Origin of the sequence: Altericroceibacterium indicum (assembly GCF_009828105.1) — a bacterium.
Classification (GTDB): Bacteria; Pseudomonadota; Alphaproteobacteria; order Sphingomonadales; family Sphingomonadaceae; genus Altericroceibacterium; species Altericroceibacterium indicum.
The window spans coordinates 367,319-392,631 of sequence record NZ_WTYQ01000003.1 but is presented as its reverse complement, the minus strand read 5'-3'; the positions used below and the strand labels follow the sequence as shown (position 1 = coordinate 392,631).

Below are 25,313 nucleotides of genomic sequence, written 5' to 3'. Positions count from 1 at the left end.
AAGCTGGCAGGCGCCGAAGCGCCTGTTCTGCTTAGGCGGCGGCTTCGCCAGCCTTCTGCAGTTCGCGCTTCACCTTGATGGCGCGAGCGGACAGCTTCGTATCCGTGGTTTTCAGCAACCAATTATCCAGGCCGCCATTGTGTTCAACCGAACGCAGGCCCTGCGTCGAAACGCGGAACTTGAAGCTACGATCGAGCTTTTCGGACAGCAGCGTAACATTCTGCAGATTCGGCAGAAAAACGCGCTTGGTCTTGTTGTTGGCGTGGCTCACATTGTGGCCGATCTGGCGGCTCTTACCGGTCAGTTCGCAGATGCGCGACATGGTCTATCTCTCAGTCTTCAAAAGCAGGCTTACTCGGAAAGAGGCGCGCTTAGCGCTGCCTGACCGAATCGTCAAGTTTCCCTGCGGCATTGCAGGGCGGGGCGCAAGTGATTAGCGCAATATAGCATGAATCGCTGGCCGCTCCCTGAACCTATGAAGCATGCGCTGAAACTGGCGCAGCAGGCGGCTTTGGCGGGAGAAGTCCCGGTTGGGGCGGTGGTGACACGCGAAGGTAAAATCATTGCTGAAGGTCATAATACCCCGCGACAATCATGTGATCCGACAGCCCATGCGGAGATTCAGGCGATTCGCGCTGCAGCCCTGATTCTCGGGCAGGAGCGGCTGAGTGATTGCGATCTGTGGGTGACGCTTGAGCCTTGCGCGATGTGTGCCGGGGCTATTGTCCATGCCCGGATCGCGCGGGTCTATTATGGTGCGAGTGATCCCAAGGGCGGGGCGGTTGAGCATGGTGCGAGAGTGTTTGAGCAACCCCAATGCCTGCACCGGCCAGAGGTTTATTCCGGCATCGGGGAAGGGGAGGCGGCCTTGTTGCTACGGCGCTTCTTTGCCGAACGGCGGTGAATCAAAGCCCGCGCCAGATTTTGACAGGTGTTGAATCAGCCGGCCCAAAGCGCGCTGCTTTGCAGGCTTTGGGCATGAAGTCCGTGCCGTAACAAAGCCGCATTTCTTCGAGCCAGCCCTTCTTGTCGATCACCAGCCCAATATGCGGTACTTCCCAATAGGGATTGGCATCAGCAAAAGCCTGGCGCACATCGCCCGCGGTGAGGCCTTTCTTGCGAGAGATCCGGTCGAAATCGGGCCAGCGCAGGCTGTTCCATAAGATGCGGGTGATCTTGAAATAGGTTTCGGGGCTTCGTGCCATGCAGGTGCCATGCTTGGCCCATTCATGGGCAAGCAATCTTGCCGAAGGGGTCATGCACAGATTGCGGGCTGCCTCTGCGCCGGACAAGAAGGGGGCAGGGCTGCTGCAATATTGCGGATAGTGGCGGGAGCCTTCTGGCCACAGGCCGTGCACGATGAAACCAAACAGGCCTGCTTTGCCTGAGCATTGCCGCCAGTCCCTGGGGTTGTCCTTATGCATCTGGCAATATTCAGGTGACCAGCTGAGGGCCAGCGTATAGCCGCTGATTTGTGTTTTGCGGCTTGGTCCTTCCTGCGTGACGGGAGGGACGGAAACGGCTCTTCCCGGGACGCTGCATTGATAAGCCTGAGCGAGCGCAGAAGTGGGGCAGGTGAGGCCCAGCAAGACTGCGCCCACCACCATGGCGGGCAGGCGCTTACTTGATTTCACGCGGCGGGCTGGGTGGTTTGGGGTCTCCTTCCACATCGGCCGGTTTCTCCTGAATCATATGAATCGTCCGCGTCGGGAAGGCGATACCGAGACCGGCCATGGTGAGGCGGCGATAGATATCGAGCAGCAATTCCTGCTGGATCACCAGAGATTCCGCGTAATCGCCAACGGTGATATAAGAGAATACCTCAATGTTGAGCGAACTGTCTCCAAAGGCAACAAAGCGCGCGCGCGCACCTTCTGCGTCGATCTTTTCATGTTCGTTCAAAATTCTTTCGACAATATCGACGCCTTCACGCAGCTTGGCAGCAGAAATACCATATTCCACGCCAATGACCGGATTGAACAAGAACCGATCACGCGCGGCATAATTTTCGATCTGCAGTGCAGAAAGGTCGCCATTGGGGATCGTTACTATCGTGCGGGTGAGGGTGCGGATACGGGTGGAGCGGATGCCGATATCTTCGACCGTGCCCAGAATATCGCCCACACGGCAGAAATCACCTACCTGAATCGGGCGGTCGGCAATCATGGTGACGCTGCCGACGAGGTTTTCGACTGTCTTTTGAGCGCCGAGTGCCAATGCGATACCACCGATACCCAAAGCGGCGATCCCGGTCGTCACATCAAAGCCCAGCGTATCGAGAATAGCAATGGTCGCCAGAGCCAGCAGAACAATCTTGGCACCCCGCCGCATCAGGGAAATCACCGAGACAGCTTGTCGGCGTTCACTGCGGGCCATTTTGGCGGAAGTAACGCCGGTGATGGCATCCACGAGACGCAAGCCGAACCATACCAGCGAGATCATCGCGATGATCCCGAAATAGCGCATCAATGTCTGCCGTGCGATAATCGAGACGCCGATGTCGTTCGCCCAGAGGTTAAACAGAACGACGGCTAAAAACAGCGCCAATGGCGGCAGACCTGCGCGTGAGAAGCGGTAGACCGCGCTTTCCTTTTCGTTCCCCATCACTGCGCGCATGACAAACAGAATGGCTTTGGAAATGAGCCATAGCGCCAGAAAGCTGGAAAAGGCCCCGGCCAGAAGTACCAGCCAATCCTTGATTGGCGCACCAGCAAACTGCGTTCCAACAGGCTTGGTGAGGCTGGCTTCCTGCTCTGGTGGAACATCCAGCTTTTTCAGCACAGCCACCGTTTCTGGCGAAATCCGCCAGATAGGACCTTCTGGGCCTTGCGTCTGTTTGAGGAGGATCGGATTATCTTTGTTGAGCGTGCCAACCTTTTCAAGATCAAGCGCAAGCCCATCGTCTGTCTGGCCATTTGGATCGTTTGACAGAGCGGCAAAGGGCATCAGCGAGCCGGAATTGTCCAATTCGATCTGCAGGCGTTTGCCAAGGTCCGCGGCCTTGGCTGGCGGTTTGGCGTCTGCACCTTGGCCAAGGTCCATGTAATAGCCTGCCCGATCATAATCGCGCGCTGCCAGAGCGCCGAGCAATTCGGTCACCGCAGTGCGGGGTGTCCCCCGGCCGTAGAGATCAGCCGGTTTGGACTTTTCTGCACTGGAAGTGGCCGCTGCCAGCGGATTGGATTGCGCCACTGCCACTGCCGGCAGTGCCAGGAGGACGAGGATCGAGAGCATCAAACGGATAAACATAAGGCCCAAGCCGCTACGCTTTCCGTGATTTTCTGACAAGCCGGCTCGGCAATTGATCACAGTTCAGACACAGGGAGCGGAAGCGCAAATCCGATTGTTTTAAATAGTTGCCAAAATGGCTGGCACCCTATTTTTGGAAGGCTGCGGGGGGAGATTGGCGTTGCGCCACAGTCCGCATCACAAAACTGCTCCGAATCTTGGCAACATGCGGTAAATTCGACAGTTCCTGGCGATAGACCCGGTCATAATCCTCAAAGGACCGGACATGAATAATCATCAGAAAATCGACATCGCCTGAGATAAAGCTGCAATAAGACATGGAGGGGCAGCGCTGCACCGCCTCTTCGAATTCGACCAGCTTATCCTCTGCTTGTGATGCCAGTTCGATCATCACCATAACACTGATGCCAAGGCCCAGCTGGAGCAGGTCTATTCCGGCCGTGTAGCCCGAGATCAGGCCCCGTTCTTCAAGGATTTTCCGCCTTCTGGCAACAGCCGTACTGGATAGGTGAACCCGTTCCCCCAAGGCGACGTCAGATATTCGTCCATCGGCATCCAGGGCTTGCAGGATGCGATAGTCAATTGGATCAAGCGCTAGTTTGACGGATTCCTCCACAAATACTCCCATAGAATTGAGAAAATAAAGATTTGACCAGAAATTCTGTGAAAAATCGATCAGATCCGCAAGCCCTTTCCTGTTAAAAATGTACCCACGAAATGAAAAAGATTCGTCAGGTTCTGGGGGGACGATGGTCAGTTTGGAACGCAGATTGAATGGAGCGCAGCGGCGTTCATCACGTTGCCCCCCGACTGGGCGATTCTGATCTGTTCGAAAAGGAAATGGGAGATGCAGAACGCTTGCCGGACATTCCACCGGGGATGCCGATTGGTGGCTGACGAAGCTTAAGGTCACGGTCTGCCCGACCAGCCAACAATCAGCCGGGCAGGCCATTTGGTCAAATTCGAATGCAACAGGCAGGCGGTGCGCTTCCTCAACATGGGGCAGCGGCGAGCCACAGGCGAATTGCGTCCGCTATCGGCGCGCGTCCTGAATGCCTTTATAGATGGAGATACAAGGACATGGCGCATATCATCGTCCTCGGAGCAGGCATTACCGGCGTCACCACAGCCTATGCGCTGCTGGAACGCGGGCATGAGGTCACAGTGGTCGAAAAGCACCGTTATCCGGCGATGGAAACCTCCTTCGCCAATGGCGGGCAGCTTTCGGCCAGCAATGCCGAAGTGTGGAACAATTGGAGCACCATTTTAAAAGGGCTGAAATGGATGCTGAGGTCTGATGCGCCGCTGTTGGTCAATCCCCGGCCCAATTATCACAAATATTCCTGGATGGCGGAGTTCTGTGGCCAGATCCTGCATTACAAGCCCAATACGGTGGAGACCACGCGCCTCGCTATCGCCGCGCGGCAGCATCTGTTCCACATGGCCAAAGCGGAAAATATCGACTTCGACCTCGAAAAGCGTGGCATTCTCCACCTTTACTATAACCCCGCTGCGCTGAAAAAGGCTGAACTGTCCAATGCTCTGATGGTTGAAGGCGGGTTGGAACGCTATCCCGTTACGCCTGAAGAAATGCTGAGCATTGAACCTGCATTGCATGGCCAGTTTGCCGGCGGTTTCTTTACCCCGTCCGATTGCACGGGCGACATTCACAAATTCACCTCCGGACTTGCCAAAGCCTGCGAGAAGCGCGGGGCGCGCTTTGTTTTCAATGCGCCCGTCAATGGCATCATTGCATCACCCGATCATGTGAAGGTGAAAGTGGCCACACGGCCTGATGATCCCATCGAAGGCGATGCGCTGGTGATCTGCGCCGGGGTCGCCAGCCGCCATTTTGCGCATATGCTGGGCGACCGGGTGAATATCTATCCGGTGAAAGGCTATTCCATCACCGTTTCACTGGACGATGAGGTGAGCCAGAACGCTGCACCCACGGTCAGCCTGCTGGATGAGGATGCCAAGATCGTCACCAGCCGGTTGGGGCGGCAACGGTTCCGCGTGGCCGGGACAGCCGAATTCAATGGCGAGAATAAGGATATCCGGGCTGATCGCATCGCCCCGCTGGTGCGCTGGTGCGAAAAGCTGTTTCCCGACATGTGCACCCGCGATGTGAAGCCATGGGCGGGCCTGAGGCCGATGACGCCCAGCATGTTACCGCGCGTTGGCCCCGGAAAGCGGCCTCATATTTTTTATAATACCGGACATGGTCATCTTGGCTGGACGCTGTCCGCTGCAACTGCTCAACTCGTTGCCGAACAGGTCGATCAACAGACCCGGCACTAAATTAGGGAAAAGGGACAGGATTCATGTCACGAATCACACTTGCTCACGCAAACACCATCATCACCAGCGCGCTGGAGAAGGGCGCAGAACTGGGCCTCAAACCTTTGAGCGTGGCCGTACTCGATCCGGGCGGGCATTTGCTCGCCTTTCAGCGGCAGGATGGCGCGTCTACCCTGCGGCCTGAAATCGCCACGGCCAAAGCGGCTGGAGCGCTGGCGCTTGGCGTATCAAGCCGCACCATCGGTGATATGGCGGCAGACCGCCCCTCTTTCATCGGTTCTCTGGGGGCCATCGCCCCCAAAGGCGTACTGCCTGCTGCAGGCGGGGTGATTGTCGTCGGTGCAGATGGCTTCCCCATCGGCGCTGTCGGCATCACGGGTGATACCAGCGACAATGATGAACTTTGCGCGCTAGCCGGGATCGCAGCGGCTGGCTTGAAGCCGCAGGAGTAAGGCGCACCATGTCGATGACCAATACATATGGCCTGTCCATTGCCGATCCCCTGATCCGTTTCATTGAAGACAAGGCTTTGCCCGGCACCGGGGTAGAGGCTGAAAAATTCTGGGCCGGAATGGCCGATATTTTCGCCCGCTTCGCGCCGGAAAACCGCGAGCTGCTCGCCATTCGTGCACGGATGGAAGAACAGATTGATCGCTGGCATATCCAGCAATCCAATGGTGTCGGGGATGCAGAAAGCTACCAGCAATTCCTGCGCGATATTGGCTATCTGGTGCCGGAACCTGAAGCCTTCACCATCGCCCCGGAAAAGGTCGATACAGAGCTGGCCCAACTGGCCGCGCCACAATTGGTGGTGCCGATCCTCAATACCCGCTTCCTCCTCAATGCCGCCAATGCGCGCTGGGGCAGCCTTTATGACGCGCTGTATGGCACTGACGCGATTGCCGGAGAGCCGGCAGGCAAGGGTTATGACGCAGATCGTGGCGCCAGGGTTATCGGCTGGGTCCGCGAATTTCTTGATGACACTGTGCCACTGGCTGAAGGCTCATGGAAAAATTGGGATGGCAGTGCGCCGGTGCTGGCCAAAGGGGCGGAACTGGTCGGCACGGCCGGGGACAATTACCTGCTGCGCCATAATGGGTTGCATCTGGAACTGGTGATTGATCGGAACCATCCCATCGGCAAAGATGATCCGGCAGGGCTGGCTGATGTCATCATGGAAGCCGCTGCCACGACGATCTGCGATCTGGAAGATTCCGTCGCCGCTGTGGATACCGAAGATAAGGTCGCCGCTTACACCAATTGGCTGGGCTTGCTTCAGGGCGATCTGGAAGCAGAGTTTGAAAAGGGCGGAAAGCGCATGACGCGCCGTCTCAATCCTGACCGGGCCTATCGCGCCAAAGACGGTTCAGAATTTGCGCTTTCCGGTCGCAGTCTGTTGCTGGTGCGCAATGTCGGCCATTTGATGACGACGCCGGTGGTGAAGCTCGCTGATGGCGGGGAAGCGCCTGAAGGCATTCTTGATGCGATCGTTACCAGCCTGATCGGACTGCATGATTTGCAGCAGCAAGGGCCGATCCGGAACAGCCGGACAGGTTCGATCTATATTGTGAAGCCCAAGATGCACGGGCCTGAAGAAGCTGCTTTCACCAATCGTCTGTTTAATGCGGTGGAAGATCTTCTGGGGCTCGCCCGCCATACGATCAAGGTCGGGGTGATGGATGAAGAACGGCGCACATCGGCCAATCTTGCCGCCTCAATCCATGCGGTGAAAGACCGGGTGTTCTTCATCAATACCGGCTTTCTGGATCGCACGGGCGATGAAATGCACACCTCCATGCGGGCAGGGCCAATGGTCCGCAAAGGCGATATGAAGAGCAGCCGCTGGATCAGTGCTTATGAAGATCGCAACGTGCAGATTGGCCTAGCTTGCGGTTTTTCGGGTAAAGCGCAGATCGGCAAGGGCATGTGGGCCGCGCCTGACCGCATGGCCGATATGCTTGAACAGAAGATCGGCCATCCCTTAAGCGGGGCGAGCACGGCTTGGGTGCCATCCCCTACGGCGGCGGTGCTTCATGCCACCCATTACCACCGCGTTGATGTGGCGCAGCGTCAAGCCATCCGGGCTAGGGAAGGCGTCACCGGGCTGGATTCTTTGCTGACCATTCCGGTGGCCACGTCACCCGATTGGGACGCCACTGCGATCCGCGAAGAGCTGGAGAATAATGCGCAAGGTATCCTCGGCTATGTGGTGCGCTGGGTCGATCAGGGGGTCGGTTGCTCCAAAGTGCCCGATATTCACGACATCGGCCTGATGGAAGATCGCGCCACCTTGCGGATCAGCTCGCAGCATATGGCCAATTGGCTGCTGCATGGCATTTGCTCAGCCGATGATGTGGACGCTGCCTTCCAGCGCATGGCCGCCAAGGTTGATGGGCAGAATGAAGGCACGGCGGATTATTCACCGATGTCGGGCCATGAAGGCACCAGTCAGGCCTATCAGGCTGCTCGCGCTCTGGTGTTTGATGGGGTCAATCAGCCCAATGGTTATACCGAACCTCTGCTGCATCACTATCGCCAGATCGTGAAAAACAGCGCGGGTTGAGCGGGCTTATATCTGGGGGGCAGGGCGTGACACCTCTTGCCCCCTTTTGCCGCACTTTATGCCGGTGTGTGGTGCCGTTCAGTTACTTTAGGTTCCGATCAACCACCTTTGAGCGGTGCAATTTACGCTGGGGCTGGACATTTTCGACAGGCCTGCAAAACTCATTCGTCCGGATCTTCTGAGGCGCTCAACCGCTTCAAAAGCTCGAATTTCAGCCGAAACAGGACGATCATGACAGGCGCGCAAATCTTCAACCGGCACAGAGCGGCCTATTTTCAGGCCCTGCGCGTTATGATCGCCTGCGCGGTCACATATTCCATCACCCAGATCACCGGCTTACATCAGGGTTTCTGGGCGATTTTCACGGTTTTGCTGGTGATGCAAGGCTCCGTCGGGGCAACATTGAGGGCAGCGATAGACCGCCTGATTGCGACGATTGCCGGCGCCATTATGGGCGGCGTAGCCGTCCTCCTCGCACCCCCAGGCCCGCTCTATACCGGCATTTCTCTGGTTATTGTGGCCGGAATTACCAGCGTTGCAGCCTCTCTCAACCCACGCCTTCGCGTGGCTGGGCTCACTGCCGCTGTGGTCATGCTGACAAGAGCGCCAGACATTCCGGTTTTCACTTTCGTCACCTTGCGCATTATCGAAATTGCGATGGGCGGGGTCGTGGGCGTTCTGGCCATGCGCCTGGTTCTGCCGGTTCAGGCCAGTACAGTAATGGTGAACAAGCTTGGTAATGTGCTGAAAAGTATCAAGGAATTGCTCGACCACCAAGCCGATGCGTTGGAAAAAGGGGAGGGCTACAGCGCCACGGAAACCAATATCGCTTTGCGCACAGCACTGGCGAGCGCTGAGGAAATCCTCCCGGATGTGATTCAGGAACAGACCGCAAAACTAGGCCGCCCCGGCGTGTCCGATGCTATCGTGCGAACCCTGTGGCGCATCCGTAATGATATCACCCATGTCAGCCGTTTGACTGATAAACCTTACTCAGAAGGTGTTCTGCAAGCCTTGGGAGAATCCGCTACTGCCTTCATCCATGCAGAAGGACGTTTGGCTGAAGCCTGTGGAGCTTCCCTTAAATCGCTAGAGAGCATTGATCGGGATGATGCCAGAAAGTGCCTGTTCGAATTTGAATCGGCCTTCAAAGATTTCCGTAACTCTCAGGAAGCCAGCAATCTCGATTTTGAGGAAGTCGGGCGGATCTTTGGCCTCACCTTCGCGCTAAGGCGCTTAAATCAGGACTTTTTTGATCTGACCGATCGTATCAACGAACGATCAGTCCTGTACCGCTAGCCTTCAACTCATGCGTGAATCCCATGCCCGGAACAGCAGCATTCCAACCAGCATGGACGCACAGAAAATCGCTGCAGGCACAAATTGCGTCCCAAGCGAGGCGATAGCAGGCCCAGGGCACAGGCCTCCAAGGCCCCAGCCTGCTCCAAACAACCCGGCACCTATCAGCAAGCGAGCATCAATCCTTTTGGTGCCAGGAAGGTGGTATTCCTCTGCGCAAGCAGGCTTGATCGTGCGGCGCTGAAAGGCCCAGGCTAAAGCCATAATCAGCATTGCACCGCCCATGACAAAGGCCAGTGTCGGGTCCCAATGGCCGAAAATGTCAAGAAAGCCGCGCACACGGGCCGGGTTCATCATACCCGACAAAGCAAGGCCAAAACCGAAAACAACGCCTGAAACCAGGCCGATCATATGGCGCTTCATTACCATCCTCCGCCTGAAAGATTGACCAAAGCGACTGTAGCAAAGCCTGCGACCATAAAGGTCAGTGTTGCTATGATCGACCGTCGGCTGAGCCGCGACATGCCGCAAACACCATGTCCACTGGTGCAGCCGCTTCCAAGTCTGGTGCCGATGCCAACAACCAAGCCAGCAGGGACAAGCCACCAGAGATTAGGGGGGTAACGGACTTCTATAGGACCAAGAGTAAGCGAAAAGAGCCCGCCACCAATGACAAGGCCGATAATAAACATCAGTGCGATAGATTGCTTGGGGCCGCTGTCACTCATTCCGGATGCACGTGCCAATAAGCCGCTGATGCCTGCAATTCGGCCGATACCGAGCAACATAATGGCAGCGGCAAGGCCGATGAGAAGGCCTCCTAAGAACCCTTCGATTGGCTGGGCATACGGAAATCCGGGTATCATAGATGACGTCCTGTAATCACTTCGAAGCTGCTGTCTAAATAGGTGGTATCTTAATCCTGCAGCAAACGGCAGTTTACGCTTTCGGCTCCCGATAAGCTAATGAATAGCAAAAGATTGGGCATTTACGACATCTCACTGGCTCACTTCACACGGCGGTTTTGGCTGCACTTGTGATTTTTACCAGTTGGAGTGCCAAAACTATCACCAGACCGATCATACCAGCCCCGATATACCAGGGCGCATCGTGGGCGATAGAACCGTAAATTGCACCGAATATAGGGGGGGCGATGATCCGGCCTAAGGCATTGGATGCCATCAACAGACCCATCGTGCTGCCTTGTCTTTCTGGCGGCGTATTACGGGAAATCAGTGCCCCTGCTGTGGGGAAAGCGAGGCTATGGCCGGCCATGAGCAAGCCCATCAGCAAAATACCTGAAACAGGCAGGCGTATGATAGGCTGAAGCAGCATGGATAAGGATAGCAGGACAAGTCCTATCACGATAACGCGGGCTTCCCCGAAACGCGCGACTAAGGGGCCAATCAGGAAAATCTGCGCGATAAAGCCACCTGCGCCGATAGCCAGAAAGGCCCAGCCCAGATCATGAGCGTTCCAGCCGAAATTCTCTTCAGTCCATAATCCGTAAATGGCTTCCATTGAGGCGAAGGCGGCGATGCCAAAAAAGCCAATGATGAAGAGCCTGAGCAAAATGGGGCGAGTCCCAACGAAGTGAAATGCTTCCCGATAGCGTGGCAAGGGTGCGCCCTTGCCTTTTGGTGCCACTGCATCGCGCAGGACGATAAGGCACCAGAGAGAGGCCATTATTGAGAAACCACCTGCGATAAAGATTGGTAGGCGGAAGCTGGATGCGGCCACTTCGGTTCCAGCAAAAACCCCGCCGATCACCGGACCAAAGGCAAAACCCAGGCTGAATGCTGCACCGAAGAGACCCATGGTTTTGGCGCGTTTTTCCGGTGTTGAGACATCAGCGATGAAGCCTTGCGCGACGCTCATCGTGCCGGAAAAGAAACCGCTCAACATCCGGATGATAATGGCGACCCACAAGTTGGGAGCATAGGCGAAAGCGAAATAGCTGACTCCGGCAATGAAGGTCGTGATTGCCAGAACCTTACGCCTTCCCCAGATGTCGGATTGGCGTCCCCAGTGAATTTCGCCAAACACATTCCCAAAGGAATAAGCGGCAAAAAGCAGCGCGATACCAAAGGGACTCGCGTCAAACACCTGTCCGTAAAATGGCAGCAAAGGTAGAATCAGGCTGAAGCCCGCAATATTGATGAAGACCGCGACCAGAAGCGGCGGAAGGCGCTTATCCATGTTCAGCGGTTTCCTCAGGGAAAAAGCTGATTTTCTGGCCTTGATCGCAGGTCTTCATGCCGGGGTGACGTTTCATTTCTATATCCCTCATTACGAACAACGATAACGATCGTTAAAATTGTCGCAAGAGGGACAGCATGGAAAAGCGCGTGGAAAGCCGCCAGTCGGTGGGAAACTTTTGAAAGAGGTTGGCTTTCGGGCGACAGAAACCGGTATAGGGCGGGTATGAATTGAAGCAGGAGCCTTTCAGTGTCCGATTTCGTATCCGCCAGTGATCTTCGCGCCACCTTTTCGGATGCAATGTCTGAAATGTATCGTGCTGAAGTGCCGCTCTATGGTGATCTGATTTCTCTTGTATCTGAGATAAATCAAAGTGTTATGGATGCATTTCCTGATTTGAAGGCGCGGTTGGAGCGCAGCGGAGAGATTGCCCGCCTTGGGGTGGAGAGACACGGGGCTATCCGTGTCGGGACAGCCCAGGAGCTTAGCAATTTGCGCCGTATTTTCGCGCTGATGGGAATGCAGCCGGTTGCCTATTATGATCTTTCAATCGCGGGTGTGCCGGTGCATTCGACGGCATTCCGGCCTGTGGAGCGCTCTGATCTGAACGCCAGTCCGTTCCGAATCTTTACTTCCCTGCTGCGGTTGGAACTGATCGAAGATGTCGCTTTGCGGGATAAGGCGGCGGCTATTCTGGCCGGGCGGCAGATTATCTCAGATCGAGGGTTGGAACTGGTTGAAATTGCAGAAGAAAAGAATGGCCTTCCGCTGGAGCACAAAGATGAATTCTTGCAGGAAGTGCTGAATGTCTTCCGGTGGCACCCGAATGCGATTGTGGATCATGAAACTTACCGGAATTTGCATGATGCTCATCGTTTGATTGCTGATGTTGTGAGCTTTAAAGGCCCCCATATCAATCACTTAACTCCCAGCACATTGGACATCGATGCCGCGCAGGAAGGTATGAAGCAGAGGGGGATCAGCGCAAAATCGGTCATTGAAGGGCCACCGGCCAGAAAGGTACCGATTCTGCTGCGCCAGACGAGTTTCACAGCGCTTGAAGAAGTGGTCTGCTTCACTGACGATACAGGCGATGCGCAGGGGACACATACAGCGCGATTTGGTGAGATCGAGCAGCGCGGTATCGCACTGACGCCTGCCGGAAGAACCCTTTATGATCAATGCCTTGCGGAAGCACGCGGGGCATCGGGATCGACATCGGAAGACTATGCAGAGCGGCTGCAACGAGCCTTTGCTCACTTCCCGGATGATATGGAAATTTTGCGAAAACAAGGGCTTGCTTACTTTCGATATGTGCCCACTGCAGAAGGTTTGAACGCGACGCAAAGTGACCATAAAGGAACACAAGGGGTCGATAAGCTGCTTGAAGCGGGTCTGATCGTGGCAGAGCCGATCCTGTATGAGGATTTCCTGCCGGTCAGTGCTGCGGGTATCTTCCAGTCCAATCTTGGCGGAGCAGAGCAGCGATCTTATGATGCGCAGGCATCGCAGGATACGTTTGAAGCCGCGCTGGGTGTTCCGGTGCTTGATCCCTTTGTACTCTACCAGCAGCTTCAGGATGAATCACTGGCGGAAGTGGAGCGATTGTTTAGCGGAGGGTGACGCTTCAACCCTCCCAGCCGCTTTCCAGAAAGCGTAATGCGCATCCGGCCAGAAAGGCTGTGCCAATGGGCAGGGCGCTTTCATCCACCATCATACGGTTGGAATGAATGCCGCAGCAATGTTGCCAATCGGTCCCTTCTTCCGCCACGCCGAGGAAGAACATGGCGCCGGGCACCTGTTCTAGCACATAGGCGAAATCTTCCGCCCCCATGATGGGGGCGGGAAGCTCTACAAATTCGCCGCCGGGCTGGCCCTGTACGACTTTGGCACCCAGTGCGATCGCGCGCGGATCATTGATAGTGACAGGGAAGCCGGGGGTGATCGTGACCTCCGCACTGATTCCATGGGCGGCTGCGATATGTTCAGCAAGGCGTGCAACGGATTGATGCAAGGAAGCGCGGTTGGCAGGGGAAAGGCTGCGCATTGTACCTTTCAGCTTCACACTATCGGCGATGACATTATGCGCAGTGCCAGCCTCCATCTGGGTGATAGTGATCACCACGGCATCAGCAGCATTGAAATGCCGCGTAACGAGGGATTGGAGAGCGGTGATGATTTCTGCGGCGACAGGAACCGGATCGGCTGCATCATGCGGCATGGAGGCATGGCCACCCTTGCCATTTACGCTGATTTCTAGCTGATCTGCGGCCGCCATCAGCGGGCCTGAGCGGCTTGCCAGAGTGCCATGGCGTGAATTGGGCATGATATGGAGCGCAAAGGCCGCATCGGGTAGCGGATCAAGCAAGCCATCATCGATCATATGGCGTGCGCCGTGGAATCCTTCTTCCCCTGGCTGGAACATGAAGTGCACTTCACCGGAAAATTCGTGCCGCTTGCTGGACAACAAGCGCGCCGCTCCGGCGAGCATGGCGGTATGCGTATCATGCCCGCAAGCATGCATCCGTCCAGCAAGGCGCGAGGCGAAGGGCAGCCCGGTGGCTTCCTCCATCGGCAATGCGTCCATATCGCCGCGCAGCAGTACACGGCGCGGGTCCGCGGCTGCAGAGCCGGTGCCCTTCAGCGTGGCGACGGCCCCTGTGCACGAGCCCCCTTCGCGCCATTCCAGTGGCAAATCGGCCAGCGCAGCACGCACTTTGGCGAGTGTTTTGGGTGTTTCCAGACCCAATTCCGGTTCCGCATGAATCGCCCGCCGCAGGGTGATGATATCGTCCGACAAGGCACGTGCATCGGCGCGCAGTGTATCATGCAGCATGTTTGGCTCCGTTGAATGGCCTGCCATGATAGGCATGGGAGACTGCCCCTGTCGAGAGACGGGAGAGAGGCATTTTGCGGGGTGAATTTAATCCATATTGGCGAGGCTATGCCCACCTCGTCGTCCGGCTGCGGATTGCCTGCTTTGAGGGCGGAACGCGCTCTTTGAAGATAGGGAGTAGACGACAAACAATTTTCGGTGAAACTAGAAGGCATGAAGATGCTTTCGCTGATATTCGGCTTGCTGCTCGCCATCGCTACCTTCGTGTGGTTCTTCTATTTTGTGCCGCTGGGGTGTGGCATGAACCCGACCGGCTGCCGTGAGCGGTTCGACGTGCTGAGCTCTATCGGTCTGCTCCACTTCTGGGCACCGCTAGCCGTGGCCTGTGGCGCGATTTTCTACGGCGCGAGGCGCAGTTAATATGAGGTTTGCGCGCTGGCTTGCAGCCCTGATGGCGTTTGTACTGTGGCCAACGCAGCCTACGCTTGCTCGCGTATCGCCCGCGAGTGTTGATGCGACAGCCTGCGCCGCAGTAGATGACGTGGACAGCTGCTGGAAGGATGGGGTCCTCGCCGAGCGACGGGGCGATGAGGCGGTAGCACTTGCCGCCTACGACCGCTCTTGCTCGGCTGGGTTGACGATTAACGGGTGTTATGAGGCCGGCAAGATCGCATTCCTCAATCCGGCCTTGCGCGACTATCACCTGGCGCGAAAGCGGATGGCGCGCGTGTGCGCCTCCGGTGATGTCGGAATCGGCCCCTATGGCTGCACCTATCTGGGTATCATGCAGCGTGTGGGACTGGGCGGCGAGCGGCTCCTCCGCGAGAGCGCCTACTCGTTGGTGCGAGCCTGCTTTACCCACAATGCCGACCATTATCTCGACGGTCGAGGTTGTGCAGCGCTTGCTGACAGTCTGCCCGAGGCACGCGTGATGGATCGAAGCGATGCGCAATGGCCGCGCGAATATCTCCGCTATCTGGCTTATGCGATGGGCTGCACCGACGGGATGCCCGCTCTGTGCACGAAAGCGAGTGATATCTACCGTCGCGGCGAGGCCGCATCAGCGGGTTGGTTGGTTGTGTGTGAGGACCCGTTGGCACCACGGGCGCCGGCGGGGGCCTGTCCTCAGCTTGCTGATCCTGCGCTTTCCACCGAGCTTAGCCAGCGGCAGATCATGCGCCGCACCTTGGCCGACCGCTTCGGTGCCATAACAGACCTGCGAGCCAGACGATGACCGCGTCGCCGCTGGTGCCGGAAGGCACGCGAAGGCGTGCCCAATCCAGAAGCCGCCTGAAAGCTGCTCGTTCGCTTTCCACGACAATCACGTCATTTGATCGGTCGGCCTCCACATTTGAAAACAGACATGGCAGCTTTGCGAAATTCCTATCGGAATGCAGCCTAATCGGAAATGGACCAATCGCGGTCAGCCCTATTGGTAGATGTGTTACCTCATGATTTTATCGCTCGAACCCAACTGGCAGCGTGAATTATGGGCCTCGCCTTACCGGCTCCGGTTTGAGCTGTGCGATGGCGATCATGTTGGGAGATATCTAACTAAATTTACGAGAAGCTTCGATCGCGCTCGTTGTCTCGCTCGTATGGCTTTGCCCACCGACAGTGTCACCGGGATCATTGGAGCGTTTCCTCACCCAAGCATGGTTATGAATGCACAACAATACGGCTGGACAACGGAGACCGGATTTGAACAGCTTTCCGAGTTGGGTGTCTCATGCGAAGCCGCACTTGGCTCATGGAGTGGCTTTTGGTGGCCTGGCGACGAAGCTGACCCCGAAGCAGAACAGTGGGTGCAACGTGCTGTAAGCCTTACTTGGGACGAAGCTGACATTTTCCTCTGGAACCAGATTGCACTGGATCTTGGCGTAGAGCCGAGAGCACCTGTCTTAACAAAGCTAGTCGACTTGGAGCGCGGGGTATGCGTGAACGCCTATGATGACCGGGGAATGGACATTACCGCGCTGACCAAAGAGCCGCTGGTAGAACTATACTCACAATTTAACAGCTGGCTGCTAGACGATGATCGAAACAGAATGGCGGCGGTATTTGAAAGCTGACGAAAGGCAGGATGTTCACAACTCTCCTGCGATTGAAGTTCACGATCTGCCATCGCAATAGCGCTCTTTCGTCCAGCTTGGCACTCGTCCCCCCTCGCCGCAGAATGGAAACCATCGCTTTTTGCTGGCTCTTTCAAGAGAAACTCATCCATAGTGATTGAATGGCCAATTGACCTTCGGGACTTGCCTGTGCTTCGAGGCCTTTGCTTCGAAGGGAATGGGACAACGCAATGATCTTGATGCCGCGCCGAAACAGGAAAGACATGTCGGTTTGACCTCATTATTGGCCAAATTGCGAAACGCGCCCCAAGCGGCGCAATCTGTCGTCCACAATTTCGGCTGGATGGTTGGCGGGAGAATCGTCGCAGCGGTTTTCTCGCTGATGTATCTGGCGATTGTCACTCGGGAACTCGGCGTATCCGGCTTCGGTAAATTTGCTATCATCACGGGCGCTGCGCAATTGCTGGCCAATCTTCTGGCGTTTCAAACCTGGCAGGTAATCGTCCAATATGGCGTGACGCATACAGAAGATCACGATGAAGAGAAGCTGGGCCGGCTTTATCGGGGCTGTCTGCTGCTGGATCTGGTGAGCGCCATAGGCGGCATTTTCGCCGCTGCCCTGATCCTGCATTACCTTTCCGAACCCCTCAATGTGAAGCCGACGCTGGCCCGCGCCACTCTGGTATTCAACATCATTATGCTGTTGTCGCTGCGCTCCACGCCCTTGGGGATCATGCGACTGAGAGACCGTTTCTCATTGGCTGCGGCGGCGGAAAGTGCCCAACCCACATTCCGCTTGATTGGCGCGCTTGTGTGTTGGTTGACCCACCCGACTTTGCAGGGCTTCCTGATTGCCTGGGCTATCGCGGAACTGGCGACGGCTGCGGCCCATTGGTACGGGGTCTATAAAATCGGGGACATGCCTTTGCTGCTTGGCAAATGGCGAGGCCAGAAGCAGGTGATCGAAGATAATCCGGGCATTATCCGCTTCGCGCTGACCACCAATTTCAGCCAGTCACTCAACATGACGATCAAGCAACTGCCATTGTTTCTGGTTGGTGGGTTGACCGGTACGGCGGCGGCAGGTGCTTTTCGTCTCGCTGCGCAATTGACCCGTTCTCTCACCATGCTGTCACAATTGGTTGCACGCGCCGCCTTTCCTGAAATCGTGCGGGCGGTTCGCAATGTCGGCATTGGGAGCGTGGCGGGCATGACCTTGCGGACGATGCGTTTTGCCTTTGCAGTCAGCGTGGTGGTTTTCGCCTTCGCCGTGTTTTTCGGGGACGATATCCTTGTCATGGTTGGCGGGCAGGAATTCCGCCGGGCCTATGTCAGCCTGTTATGGCTGGCAGCCGCAGGCTGTGTGGAGCTGGTTGTGGTTGGCTTTGAACCCAGCATCATGGCAGCGCAGCGCGCGCATTGGTCGATGATTGCGCAAATGGCGGGGGGGCTGGCGTTGATCGGTGGGTCGTGGCTGTTTGAACCGGTGATGGGGGCAGATGGCGTGGCCGTGGCCGTTTTTGTTAATGCGCTTACGCAGGCGTTGTTGCTGGGCCTGATTATCTGGTCGTTGATACGTGGGAGCCATGCCCGCGCGGCAGATGTCAGGTTTCCGGCGAAGGATTGAGAGCGGGTGCGAAAAAGCTGGCCTATGCCTATCTGCAAGGGCTAAGAGCGCGCAGATGGATCTCAACCATCTTATCTTGCACGCAATATGACCAAACCCGGGGCGGACAGCAAAGCTGTGGATTCGCATCAGAATCCGATCCGAATTGGTGCGATTCATAATCCACGTAGTCACCGAAATGTGAAGAATGGGCCAGTTACCGTATCCGATGATACGGTGTTGACGGTGCTGCCAAACACACAAGGGGAGTTGGATCAGGCACTGGCTCGCTTTGCTGCAGAGGGTGTAGATTACCTCGCCATTGATGGCGGCGATGGTACGATCCGTGACGTGCTGACGCGCGGGGCACGGCTTTTCGGTGATCAATGGCCGGAACTGATCATTCTTCCCAATGGCAAAACCAATGCACTGGCGTTAGACTTGGGCATTCGCGATGGTTGGAGCCTTGCCGATGCGATGAAGGCGATTGGAGAGGGCGGAGTGAGCCGGCGTGTGACGCGGCACCCGTTGCTGCTTGAGAAAGCAGATGGAACGGGCAGCCAGCATATGGGCTTTCTGTTTGGGGCCGGCGTTTTCAATGCGGCCATTGAGACCGGTCAGATGGCGCATCGGTTTGGTGCATTTCAGAGCTTTGCGATTGGCGTTACGGCGCTCAGCGGCTTGGCACAGGCCCTCTTCGGCTTTGGCAAAGGTGCATGGCGGCAGCTTGCGTCGATGCAGATCCGCGATGATGTGACGGGCGAAGAGATCCCTCACAGTGGGCATGTGGCGCATGATTTGCGCTATTTTGCGGGTTTTTCCACGCTGGAGAATTTTCCGCTCCGGATGCAGCCATTTGGCAGGAATAGCTCGGGCCTGCGCTATCTCGTGCTGGATGCTGCCTTACGCAAAGTCATCATGCGCTTGCCTGCCTTGCTGGCTGGAATGGAAGGGCCGCACTTGGCAGGCCTTGGTGTCCATCGCGGCAAGGGGGAAGCTTTCGACCTTGAGCTGGGAGAGAAATTCATCCTCGATGGGGAGGCTTTTGAACCGGGGCATTACCGCTTGCAGTTAGGGCCATGTTTGAGCTTCGTTGTCTCGTGACGATGAGCCTGGGTAGCCGCATAGCCGCAGGGCTTGAGCGGGATATTCCCGCCGCTATCCGTGCTTTCGCCCGTAAGCTAGGGCAGGAATCTGGTGCCTTGGCGGTGCTGTTTTATGGTTCCAATCTGCGCACGGGATCGCTGGAAGGTGTGCTCGATTTCTATGTCCTGCTGCCGGGGAAGGCGGAAAGCGGTATCTGGCCACGGGTGAGCTATCGTGAATGGCTGCATGAAGGCACATTATTGCGCGCCAAGATTGCCAGCATGACATTGGCTAAATTCCGCGATGCTGCTGCGGGGCGCTTGCTTGATACGACCATATGGGCGCGTTTCGTCCAGCCCAGTGGGCTCGCTTATGTGCGTGATGAAATGGCAGTGCGTGATGTGCGTGAAGCCATTGCCGATGCTTCCGTTACGGCCGCGCGGCTGGCAGCGGTTCTGGGGCCGGATCATGGCACGGCAGATGATTATTGGGTCGCCTTATTCCGCGCGACCTATAAGGCAGAATTCAGAGTGGAAAGCCCAGGGCGGGAACGCTCCATTCTCGATGCAAATGCTGCGCATTTTGACGGATTATTGCCGCTCGCACTCAATGAAGCAGGAATTCCCTGGCAGCGTAAAGATGGGCATTACAGCATCGTAATTCCCGTAGCCGAACGCCGCCGCGTTCTCAGCTGGTGGAAAACCCGTCAAAGGATGGGCAAGCCGCTGAATCTGGCTCGGCTGGTCAAGGCTTCCACTACGTTTGACGGCGCGGCGCGCTATGCTGCCTGGAAGATTGAACGTCATACCGGCGTACCGGTGGAGATTACCCCCTGGCGTGAAAAGCATCCTGTTCTGGCTGCGCCGGGTGTCTTGCTATCGGTCTGGCGGGCAAAGAAACGGCGCACCGGGAAGCATTAGGCCAGCAAAAAGGCCCGCATTTCTGCGGGCCTTCTGCATTTTTCAATCGGTCATTGATCAAGGGTAACGCAGCTTGATCCGCGTGCCCAAGTTGGTCTTGCCGATATTCAGGCGAACTGAGCTGAAGGTCGGAATACCTGCGAGCGTGGATGGGTTATTGGTGAAGCCGAAGCCCTCGGTAGGCAGGCCGAGGCCGCTCCGGTCAAACTTCCGGTTACCATTTTCATCATGGTAGACCACAATCGCATAAACGCCGGGTTTGGGCACGAAAATGCAGGTGTTTGTGGTGCCAGCCTTGGCTTTGAAACGCTCCGTATAAAGCGATCCGCCCTTGGCGAGAAATTTGCTGGAATCGTCTGAATAGAGGGTGACGCCGATCAGGCCGTCGCTGTTGCGAACACCTTCCACCACGACATGAACCCAGGTATCGCTCTTCTCGCCTTCGCAATTGGCTGGTGGGGTAGCCGCTGCAGCCGGTGTGGCCAGCATCCCGAGCGAAACAGCCGTAACGGCACTGATACCCATCAGTGCGGAGCGTAATTTGGTGCTTTTGATCATCGGTTACAGACCTCAAATATTTCTGTTCCGGGGAGAGTGTTACAATGTCATGCCTGCACTGGCCAATCCAGTGATCTTATCGACATGCATCTACCCCGTTTTCGTGCACTTTATCGCGCAAATGCAGTGAATGACGTCTGAATTTACCTGTCACCATGCCGAAAGGATAATCTGGCCTGTTCCGCCAAAAATCTGGCGGGAGGGGCGGTGTGTCTCACCAAAGCAGCCTTCGCGCAGGGGTGAAATGGCAACAGGCAGCTCGGTATTTGCACGGGGAAAGGAGAACCATGTGGAAAATGGACCAAATCCAGCTTGTTCCATGATTCTCAGGAGTTTAAAGCTGGGGTATGAGCGTGCCACTTATTTCACCATCAATTCTGTCTGCTGATTTCGCCTGTCTTGGTGAAGAAGTGCGGGCAATAGACGCTGCCGGGGCAGATTGGATTCACATTGATGTGATGGATGGCCATTTTGTGCCCAACATTACTATCGGCCCTGCAGTGGTGAAGGCGCTGCGCCCGCATTCAGACAAGACATTCGATGTTCATCTGATGATTTCTCCTGTGGATTCTTTCCTCAAGGATTTCGCTGATGCCGGCGCGGATATCATCACGGTGCATCCGGAGGCTGGACCTCATACCCATCGCACAGTGCAGGCGATCAAGGGTCTGGGTAAACAGGCGGGCATTTCGCTCAACCCGGCCACTCCTGCCAAGATGCTCGATTATCTGATCGACGATATCGATCTGGTTCTGGTGATGAGTGTGAACCCCGGTTTTGGCGGGCAAAGCTTCATTTCCAGCCAGCTGCGCAAAATTGAAGCGGTGCGGAAGATGATCGACAAGGCGGGGCGCGATATTCGCCTCGAAGTCGATGGGGGTGTGAATGTGGAAACGGCGCGACAATGCGTCGATGCTGGTGCCGATGTGCTGGTGGCAGGTTCCGCCACTTTCAAGGGTGGGCCAGAACGTTATGCCGCCAATATCGCTGCGCTCAAAGGCCTAACTGAGTGAACACGGCCGCTCCCCCGAAGCGCTATGCGCTGGAAGGGGACGCGGCTGCTCATGATATGGCCGTTCCGCTGGATAGCCTACATGAAGATGGTTTGCTGCGTGATAGCGATCAGGATGATGATCCGCGCGGGGAATTGATCCAGCCGGGCCGTTCGCTCTCTGTCGCTCAGTTCACTCCACCTGATATTGGCCCGGCGGAACGCTTCATGCGCTTTGCCTATCGGCTGGGTGTGCCGGGCTCCACCCTGGCCGCGCCTTTTCGCAAACCCGCCAAGCTGCGTTTGCTGGCTACTGTCGAAAGTCCGCTGGAAGGGGACCGGCAGGCCGGCATGGCGCTCAGGGCAGGGCACTTCCTGATTTATGGTGTGAAAGCGCCTATTGCGCAGCTCGATTTTTCTCCAAGCGCCAAGCTCACCCCGCCATTTGAGCGGGTGATGCATGGCTTTTCCTGGCTGCGTGATTTGGGTGCATCCGGTACCCGTGAACAATGCATCCAGACGAGCGAACGGCTGCTGATCAACTGGATGAATGCCAACCCCGAAATCGGGAAGGGTGTGCCGTGGAAAGTTGAACATGCTGGGCACCGGCTGCTCAATTGTCTCGTCCATGCGCCGCTTATCATGTCTGGGCCGGACAAGGCGATGCGCAATCGGGTGCTGGATATTATGGCAGAAACGGCCCGCTGGCTGGATCGCAACGTCAACCGTGCCGATGATCTTCTGGGCCAGATCGCCGGCTGGTGTGCGATTGCCGCTGCGGGGCTGTTGCTGCCCGATGGCAAACCACGCCGCCTTTTTGCAGAGGCTGGCCTCATTCATGCACTGGGCGATTTTGTCGGTGAAGATGGCGGGGTTCTGTCACGCAGCCCGCTGGGTCAGATTGAACTGATTGCGTTGTTGGTAGATTTGCGTGCCTGCTATCGTGCGGTGCAATTGCCTTTTCCCGAAGCCTTTGAAGCGATGTTGAACATGCTGGTGCCACCGCTTCTCTCGCTGACGCATTCAGACGGCGGGCTTGGCTGCTGGCAGGGTTCTGGCGCGATTGATCGCAGCCAGCTCGGCAAATTGATTGAAGCCAGCGGCGTGCGCACGCGGCCTTTACGCAATCCGCGCCAATGGGGTTATCAGCGCGTCTCTGCCAAAGGCAGCATCCTGCAATTTGATACAGCGCCCCCGCCATTGGCCAAACATGCGCGCAATGGTTGTGCCTCGACATTGGCGTTTGAATTTTCGCATGGGGGGCACCGCCTGATCGTTAATTGTGGCGGAGCTGCTTTTGCGGGCGGGCAAGTGCCAGTGCGGGTGGAACAGGGCCTCCGGGCTTCTGCCGCACATTCCACATTGGTGCTCGATGATGCCAATTCCACCGCGGTTTTGATCCGGGGCAAGCTTGGCAAAGGTGTGGAAGAGGTGGAGCTGGATCGGCGCTTGCTGGAAAGTCAGCAGGGCACTGCGACTCGGATTGAAGCGAGCCATGATGGCTATGGTTCGCGCTTTGGGCTGGTGCATCGCCGCATTCTTATCCTGCGCGATGATGGAACAGAATTGCGCGGAGAAGATCTTTTGGTGCCTTCAGGGCGTCGCGGGCAAAAAGGCAAGGTGCCTTATGCGCTGCGATTCCATATTGGCCCCGGAATTGAGCTGGGACTTGCGGAAAATCGCAAGGGAGTGGGTTTCGCTTTGCCCGATGGAAGCTATTGGCAGTTTGTCTCCGGCTCTGGTGAAGTCACCATTGAGGAGAGCATGTGGATCGATGGCAGCGGCAGGGCTCACCCTATTCAGCAATTGGTGCTACAGGGGCTGGCCTCTCGCGGCGGGGGCAACTTCTCCTGGCTGCTGAAAAAGATGGGATGATATTTACGTGAGTGATGTGACGATCAAGCGGGCACTTCTTTCGGTGTCTGACAAAAGCGGTTTGGCGGATCTGGGCAAAGTGCTCAGCGCACGCGGTGTTGAGCTGGTCTCCACCGGCGGTACGGCCAAGGCTCTGCGCGATGCCGGGCTGGACGTGAAAGACATTTCCGAACTGACCGGCTTTCCTGAAATGATGGATGGCCGCGTGAAGACGCTGCACCCGATCGTTCATGGCGGCTTGCTCGCCGTGCGGGACAATCCTGAACACGCCGCTTCCATGGTAGACCACGAAATCGGCGCGATCGATCTGGTGGTTGTCAACCTTTACCCTTTCGAAGCGACTGTGGCGCGTGGTGCTGAACGTGATGAAGTGATCGAAAATATCGACATTGGTGGCCCATCCATGGTCCGCTCTGCTGCGAAAAATCACAAATTCGTTACCATTGTCACCGATGCCGCCGATTATGGCGACCTGGTGGAAGAGCTGGAAAGCCGCAATGGCGCGACCTCTTACGATTTCCGTAAGAAAATGGCGGCCAAGGCCTATTCTGCCACGGCGCGTTATGATGCAGCCATCAGCCGGTATTTCCTCGGTGTCGATCAAGGGCAGGCGCTGCCTGACCAGTTTTCGCTGAGCGCCGCCAAGCTGTCTGAACTGCGTTATGGTGAAAACCCGCATCAATCGGCAGCGATTTATCTGCCCTATGGCTCCACGGAGCAGGGCCTTGCTCAGGCTGAACAGGTTCAGGGCAAGGAACTGAGCTACAATAATTACAATGATGCCGATGCGGCGCTGGAACTTTGTGCAGAGTTCAAGGGCCAGGCACCGGCTGTCATCATCGTGAAGCATGCCAACCCTTGCGGTGTGGCGCAGGCCCCCACACTGTTGCAGGCATGGAATGATGCGCTGGCGTGTGACAGTGTTTCGGCCTTTGGCGGCATTGTGGCGGTCAACCGTCCGCTGGATGGTCCGACGGCAGAAGCGATCTGCGAAATCTTCACCGAAGTGGTGGTGGCTCCAGGTGCAGATGATGCAGCCAGAGCGGCCTTTGCCAAGAAAAAGAACCTGCGCTTGTTGCTGATCGATGATCTGCCCGATCCACGTCGCACGGGTCTTGTCACGAAGCCGATTACCGGCGGGTTGCTAGTCCAGTCGCGGGACAATGGCGCGATTGAACGCGCTGCTCTCAAAACCGTGACCAAGCGCGAACCGACCGAGCAGGAACTGCAGGATTGCCTGTTTGCCTGGACTGTGGCGCGCCACGTGAAGTCCAATGCGATCGTCTATGCCAAGGATGGCGCAACTGCTGGCATTGGTGCTGGCCAGATGAACCGGCGCGACAGTGCACGTATCGCGGCCATCAAGGCACGTGAAGCGGCTGAAAAATACGGCTGGGATGCTGTCCGCACGCAGGGCAGCGCTGTGGCATCGGACGCTTTCTTCCCCTTCGCTGACGGTTTGTTGGCCGCGGTTGAAGCTGGCGCGACGGCGGTGATTCAACCGGGCGGTTCGATGCGTGATGATGAAGTGATCGCCGCGGCTGACGAAGCAGGCCTTGCCATGGTCTTCACCGGTATGCGGCACTTCCGTCACTAATCATCGATTAAAAAGATTGCGCGCTATTGAATTGATGGCGCGAAAAGCTAAATGAGCCTGCAAGGAAGCATGCCACTTTCGGCCCGTCTCAGCTTCGTGACGGGCCGTCCTGTATTCACCGCTGGGCAATCTGCGGCTTCCTATCTGAGGGGGCGGGGACA

The 25,313-nt window shown here is 56.7% G+C and carries 25 protein-coding genes; 16 read left to right on the top strand and 9 right to left on the bottom strand.

The genetic code is table 11. The features are described from left to right. Positions 1-31: 31 nt before the first annotated feature. Positions 32-322, bottom strand: coding sequence for a 50S ribosomal protein L28 (rpmB, locus tag GRI39_RS10210; RefSeq protein ID WP_160739588.1), 291 nt, complete (start codon positions 320-322; stop codon positions 32-34). Between the two features lie 126 nt (positions 323-448). Here rpmB and GRI39_RS10205 point away from each other — a divergent pair, with 126 nt between their 5' ends. Then, the gene (locus GRI39_RS10205; RefSeq protein WP_160739587.1) at positions 449-904 is read left to right on the top strand and encodes a nucleoside deaminase; all 456 of its coding nucleotides are present in this window, start codon (positions 449-451) and stop codon (positions 902-904) included. Between the two features lies 1 nt (position 905). On the opposite strand, the gene GRI39_RS10200 is transcribed toward GRI39_RS10205, so the two are convergent. From GRI39_RS10200 to GRI39_RS10190, 3 genes are all read right to left on the bottom strand, one after another. After that, the gene (locus GRI39_RS10200) at positions 906-1,670 is read right to left on the bottom strand and encodes a ribonuclease T2 family protein (RefSeq protein WP_246205021.1); all 765 of its coding nucleotides are present in this window, start codon (positions 1,668-1,670) and stop codon (positions 906-908) included. Next, the gene (locus GRI39_RS10195; RefSeq protein WP_246205048.1) at positions 1,621-3,249 is read right to left on the bottom strand and encodes a mechanosensitive ion channel family protein; all 1,629 of its coding nucleotides are present in this window, start codon (positions 3,247-3,249) and stop codon (positions 1,621-1,623) included. Before GRI39_RS10195 ends, GRI39_RS10200 begins: the two co-directional genes overlap by 50 nt. Before the next feature lie 127 nt (positions 3,250-3,376). Further along, positions 3,377-3,865, bottom strand: a complete 489-nt coding sequence (locus GRI39_RS10190) for an Lrp/AsnC family transcriptional regulator (RefSeq protein WP_343033332.1) — start codon at positions 3,863-3,865, stop codon at positions 3,377-3,379. Between the two features lie 158 nt (positions 3,866-4,023). On the opposite strand from GRI39_RS10190, the gene GRI39_RS14720 reads away from it, so the two are divergent. The 5 genes from GRI39_RS14720 (at position 4,024) to GRI39_RS10170 (ending at position 9,412) form a co-directional block, all read left to right on the top strand. Further along, complete coding sequence (locus tag GRI39_RS14720) at positions 4,024-4,146, top strand: hypothetical protein (protein WP_281351878.1); 123 nt, start codon at positions 4,024-4,026, stop codon at positions 4,144-4,146. 183 nt (positions 4,147-4,329) lie between these two features. Next, positions 4,330-5,550 carry a D-amino acid dehydrogenase gene (locus tag GRI39_RS10185; RefSeq protein ID WP_160739585.1) on the top strand — a complete coding sequence of 407 codons (1,221 nt, stop codon included), beginning with the start codon at positions 4,330-4,332 and terminating at the stop codon, positions 5,548-5,550. A 23-nt stretch (positions 5,551-5,573) separates the two neighbouring features. Next, entirely contained in the window at positions 5,574-6,002 is a 429-nt protein-coding gene (locus tag GRI39_RS10180; RefSeq protein ID WP_160739584.1) for a GlcG/HbpS family heme-binding protein, read from the top strand. A gap of 14 nt (positions 6,003-6,016) precedes the next feature. Then, complete coding sequence (locus tag GRI39_RS10175) at positions 6,017-8,113, top strand: malate synthase G (RefSeq protein WP_160739583.1); 2,097 nt, start codon at positions 6,017-6,019, stop codon at positions 8,111-8,113. A gap of 231 nt (positions 8,114-8,344) precedes the next feature. Beyond that, on the top strand, positions 8,345-9,412 hold the full coding sequence (locus GRI39_RS10170; protein ID WP_160739582.1) for an FUSC family protein: 1,068 nt from the start codon (positions 8,345-8,347) through the stop codon (positions 9,410-9,412). Between the two features lie 3 nt (positions 9,413-9,415). Here GRI39_RS10170 and GRI39_RS10165 read toward each other — a convergent pair whose 3' ends face one another. The 3 genes from GRI39_RS10165 to GRI39_RS10155 form a co-directional block, all read right to left on the bottom strand. After that, entirely contained in the window at positions 9,416-9,835 is a 420-nt protein-coding gene (locus GRI39_RS10165) for a YeeE/YedE family protein (RefSeq protein WP_160739581.1), read from the bottom strand. After that, positions 9,835-10,278, bottom strand: coding sequence for a YeeE/YedE family protein (locus tag GRI39_RS10160; RefSeq protein WP_160739580.1), 444 nt, complete (start codon positions 10,276-10,278; stop codon positions 9,835-9,837). The genes GRI39_RS10165 and GRI39_RS10160 overlap by 1 nt, the downstream gene beginning before the upstream one ends. Before the next feature lie 145 nt (positions 10,279-10,423). Next, positions 10,424-11,611, bottom strand: coding sequence for an MFS transporter (locus GRI39_RS10155; protein ID WP_160739579.1), 1,188 nt, complete (start codon positions 11,609-11,611; stop codon positions 10,424-10,426). Positions 11,612-11,860: 249 nt separating this feature from the next. On the opposite strand from GRI39_RS10155, the gene hglS reads away from it, so the two are divergent. Beyond that, a complete protein-coding gene (gene hglS / locus GRI39_RS10150) occupies positions 11,861-13,234 on the top strand; it encodes a 2-oxoadipate dioxygenase/decarboxylase HglS (protein ID WP_343033331.1) in 1,374 nt (457 codons plus the stop codon). Between the two features lie 4 nt (positions 13,235-13,238). Here hglS and GRI39_RS10145 read toward each other — a convergent pair whose 3' ends face one another. Beyond that, entirely contained in the window at positions 13,239-14,447 is a 1,209-nt protein-coding gene (locus GRI39_RS10145) for a M20 metallopeptidase family protein (RefSeq protein WP_160739578.1), read from the bottom strand. A 219-nt stretch (positions 14,448-14,666) separates the two neighbouring features. Here GRI39_RS10145 and GRI39_RS10140 point away from each other — a divergent pair, with 219 nt between their 5' ends. The 6 genes from GRI39_RS10140 (at position 14,667) to GRI39_RS10115 (ending at position 20,131) form a co-directional block, all read left to right on the top strand. Further along, positions 14,667-14,867, top strand: a complete 201-nt coding sequence (locus GRI39_RS10140) for a hypothetical protein (RefSeq protein ID WP_211371532.1) — start codon at positions 14,667-14,669, stop codon at positions 14,865-14,867. A 1-nt stretch (position 14,868) separates the two neighbouring features. Beyond that, the gene (locus GRI39_RS10135) at positions 14,869-15,681 is read left to right on the top strand and encodes a hypothetical protein (protein ID WP_160739576.1); all 813 of its coding nucleotides are present in this window, start codon (positions 14,869-14,871) and stop codon (positions 15,679-15,681) included. Positions 15,682-15,898: 217 nt separating this feature from the next. Continuing rightward, the gene (locus GRI39_RS10130; RefSeq protein WP_160739575.1) at positions 15,899-16,519 is read left to right on the top strand and encodes a DUF3885 domain-containing protein; all 621 of its coding nucleotides are present in this window, start codon (positions 15,899-15,901) and stop codon (positions 16,517-16,519) included. A gap of 217 nt (positions 16,520-16,736) precedes the next feature. Continuing rightward, positions 16,737-18,146, top strand: a complete 1,410-nt coding sequence (locus tag GRI39_RS10125; protein WP_160739574.1) for a lipopolysaccharide biosynthesis protein — start codon at positions 16,737-16,739, stop codon at positions 18,144-18,146. Positions 18,147-18,233: 87 nt separating this feature from the next. Further along, the gene (locus tag GRI39_RS10120) at positions 18,234-19,229 is read left to right on the top strand and encodes a diacylglycerol kinase family protein (protein WP_160739573.1); all 996 of its coding nucleotides are present in this window, start codon (positions 18,234-18,236) and stop codon (positions 19,227-19,229) included. Beyond that, positions 19,205-20,131 carry a hypothetical protein gene (locus GRI39_RS10115; protein ID WP_246205020.1) on the top strand — a complete coding sequence of 309 codons (927 nt, stop codon included), beginning with the start codon at positions 19,205-19,207 and terminating at the stop codon, positions 20,129-20,131. The genes GRI39_RS10120 and GRI39_RS10115 overlap by 25 nt, the downstream gene beginning before the upstream one ends. 57 nt (positions 20,132-20,188) lie before the next feature. Here the strand turns inward: GRI39_RS10115 and GRI39_RS10110 are convergent, their stop codons facing one another. Then, positions 20,189-20,689 carry a DUF2141 domain-containing protein gene (locus GRI39_RS10110; protein ID WP_160739572.1) on the bottom strand — a complete coding sequence of 167 codons (501 nt, stop codon included), beginning with the start codon at positions 20,687-20,689 and terminating at the stop codon, positions 20,189-20,191. A 347-nt stretch (positions 20,690-21,036) separates the two neighbouring features. Here GRI39_RS10110 and rpe point away from each other — a divergent pair, with 347 nt between their 5' ends. From rpe to purH, 3 genes are read left to right on the top strand one after another with little or no spacing between them, the layout of a single operon-like run. After that, positions 21,037-21,702, top strand: a complete 666-nt coding sequence (rpe, locus tag GRI39_RS10105; protein ID WP_160739571.1) for a ribulose-phosphate 3-epimerase — start codon at positions 21,037-21,039, stop codon at positions 21,700-21,702. After that, entirely contained in the window at positions 21,699-23,555 is a 1,857-nt protein-coding gene (locus tag GRI39_RS10100) for a heparinase II/III family protein (protein ID WP_343033330.1), read from the top strand. Before rpe ends, GRI39_RS10100 begins: the two co-directional genes overlap by 4 nt. A 7-nt stretch (positions 23,556-23,562) precedes the next feature. After that, on the top strand, positions 23,563-25,152 hold the full coding sequence (gene purH / locus GRI39_RS10095) for a bifunctional phosphoribosylaminoimidazolecarboxamide formyltransferase/IMP cyclohydrolase (protein ID WP_160739570.1): 1,590 nt from the start codon (positions 23,563-23,565) through the stop codon (positions 25,150-25,152). The last annotated feature ends 161 nt before the right edge of the window (positions 25,153-25,313 follow it).

Coding starts and splice junctions, on each gene's coding strand:
- rpmB (WP_160739588.1), bottom strand. CDS start 322: ATGTCGCGCATCTGCGAACTGACCGGTAAGAGCCGCCAGATCGGCCAC.
- GRI39_RS10205 (WP_160739587.1), top strand. CDS start 449: ATGAATCGCTGGCCGCTCCCTGAACCTATGAAGCATGCGCTGAAACTG.
- GRI39_RS10200 (WP_246205021.1), bottom strand. CDS start 1,670: ATGTGGAAGGAGACCCCAAACCACCCAGCCCGCCGCGTGAAATCAAGT.
- GRI39_RS10195 (WP_246205048.1), bottom strand. CDS start 3,249: ATGTTTATCCGTTTGATGCTCTCGATCCTCGTCCTCCTGGCACTGCCG.
- GRI39_RS14720 (WP_281351878.1), top strand. CDS start 4,024: ATGGAGCGCAGCGGCGTTCATCACGTTGCCCCCCGACTGGGCGATTCT.
- GRI39_RS10185 (WP_160739585.1), top strand. CDS start 4,330: ATGGCGCATATCATCGTCCTCGGAGCAGGCATTACCGGCGTCACCACA.
- GRI39_RS10180 (WP_160739584.1), top strand. CDS start 5,574: ATGTCACGAATCACACTTGCTCACGCAAACACCATCATCACCAGCGCG.
- GRI39_RS10175 (WP_160739583.1), top strand. CDS start 6,017: ATGACCAATACATATGGCCTGTCCATTGCCGATCCCCTGATCCGTTTC.
- GRI39_RS10170 (WP_160739582.1), top strand. CDS start 8,345: ATGACAGGCGCGCAAATCTTCAACCGGCACAGAGCGGCCTATTTTCAG.
- GRI39_RS10165 (WP_160739581.1), bottom strand. CDS start 9,835: ATGAAGCGCCATATGATCGGCCTGGTTTCAGGCGTTGTTTTCGGTTTT.
- GRI39_RS10160 (WP_160739580.1), bottom strand. CDS start 10,278: ATGATACCCGGATTTCCGTATGCCCAGCCAATCGAAGGGTTCTTAGGA.
- GRI39_RS10155 (WP_160739579.1), bottom strand. CDS start 11,611: ATGGATAAGCGCCTTCCGCCGCTTCTGGTCGCGGTCTTCATCAATATT.
- GRI39_RS10145 (WP_160739578.1), bottom strand. CDS start 14,447: ATGCTGCATGATACACTGCGCGCCGATGCACGTGCCTTGTCGGACGAT.
- GRI39_RS10140 (WP_211371532.1), top strand. CDS start 14,667: ATGCTTTCGCTGATATTCGGCTTGCTGCTCGCCATCGCTACCTTCGTG.
- GRI39_RS10135 (WP_160739576.1), top strand. CDS start 14,869: ATGAGGTTTGCGCGCTGGCTTGCAGCCCTGATGGCGTTTGTACTGTGG.
- GRI39_RS10130 (WP_160739575.1), top strand. CDS start 15,899: ATGATTTTATCGCTCGAACCCAACTGGCAGCGTGAATTATGGGCCTCG.
- GRI39_RS10125 (WP_160739574.1), top strand. CDS start 16,737: ATGGGACAACGCAATGATCTTGATGCCGCGCCGAAACAGGAAAGACAT.
- GRI39_RS10120 (WP_160739573.1), top strand. CDS start 18,234: ATGACCAAACCCGGGGCGGACAGCAAAGCTGTGGATTCGCATCAGAAT.
- GRI39_RS10115 (WP_246205020.1), top strand. CDS start 19,205: ATGTTTGAGCTTCGTTGTCTCGTGACGATGAGCCTGGGTAGCCGCATA.
- GRI39_RS10110 (WP_160739572.1), bottom strand. CDS start 20,689: ATGATCAAAAGCACCAAATTACGCTCCGCACTGATGGGTATCAGTGCC.
- rpe (WP_160739571.1), top strand. CDS start 21,037: ATGAGCGTGCCACTTATTTCACCATCAATTCTGTCTGCTGATTTCGCC.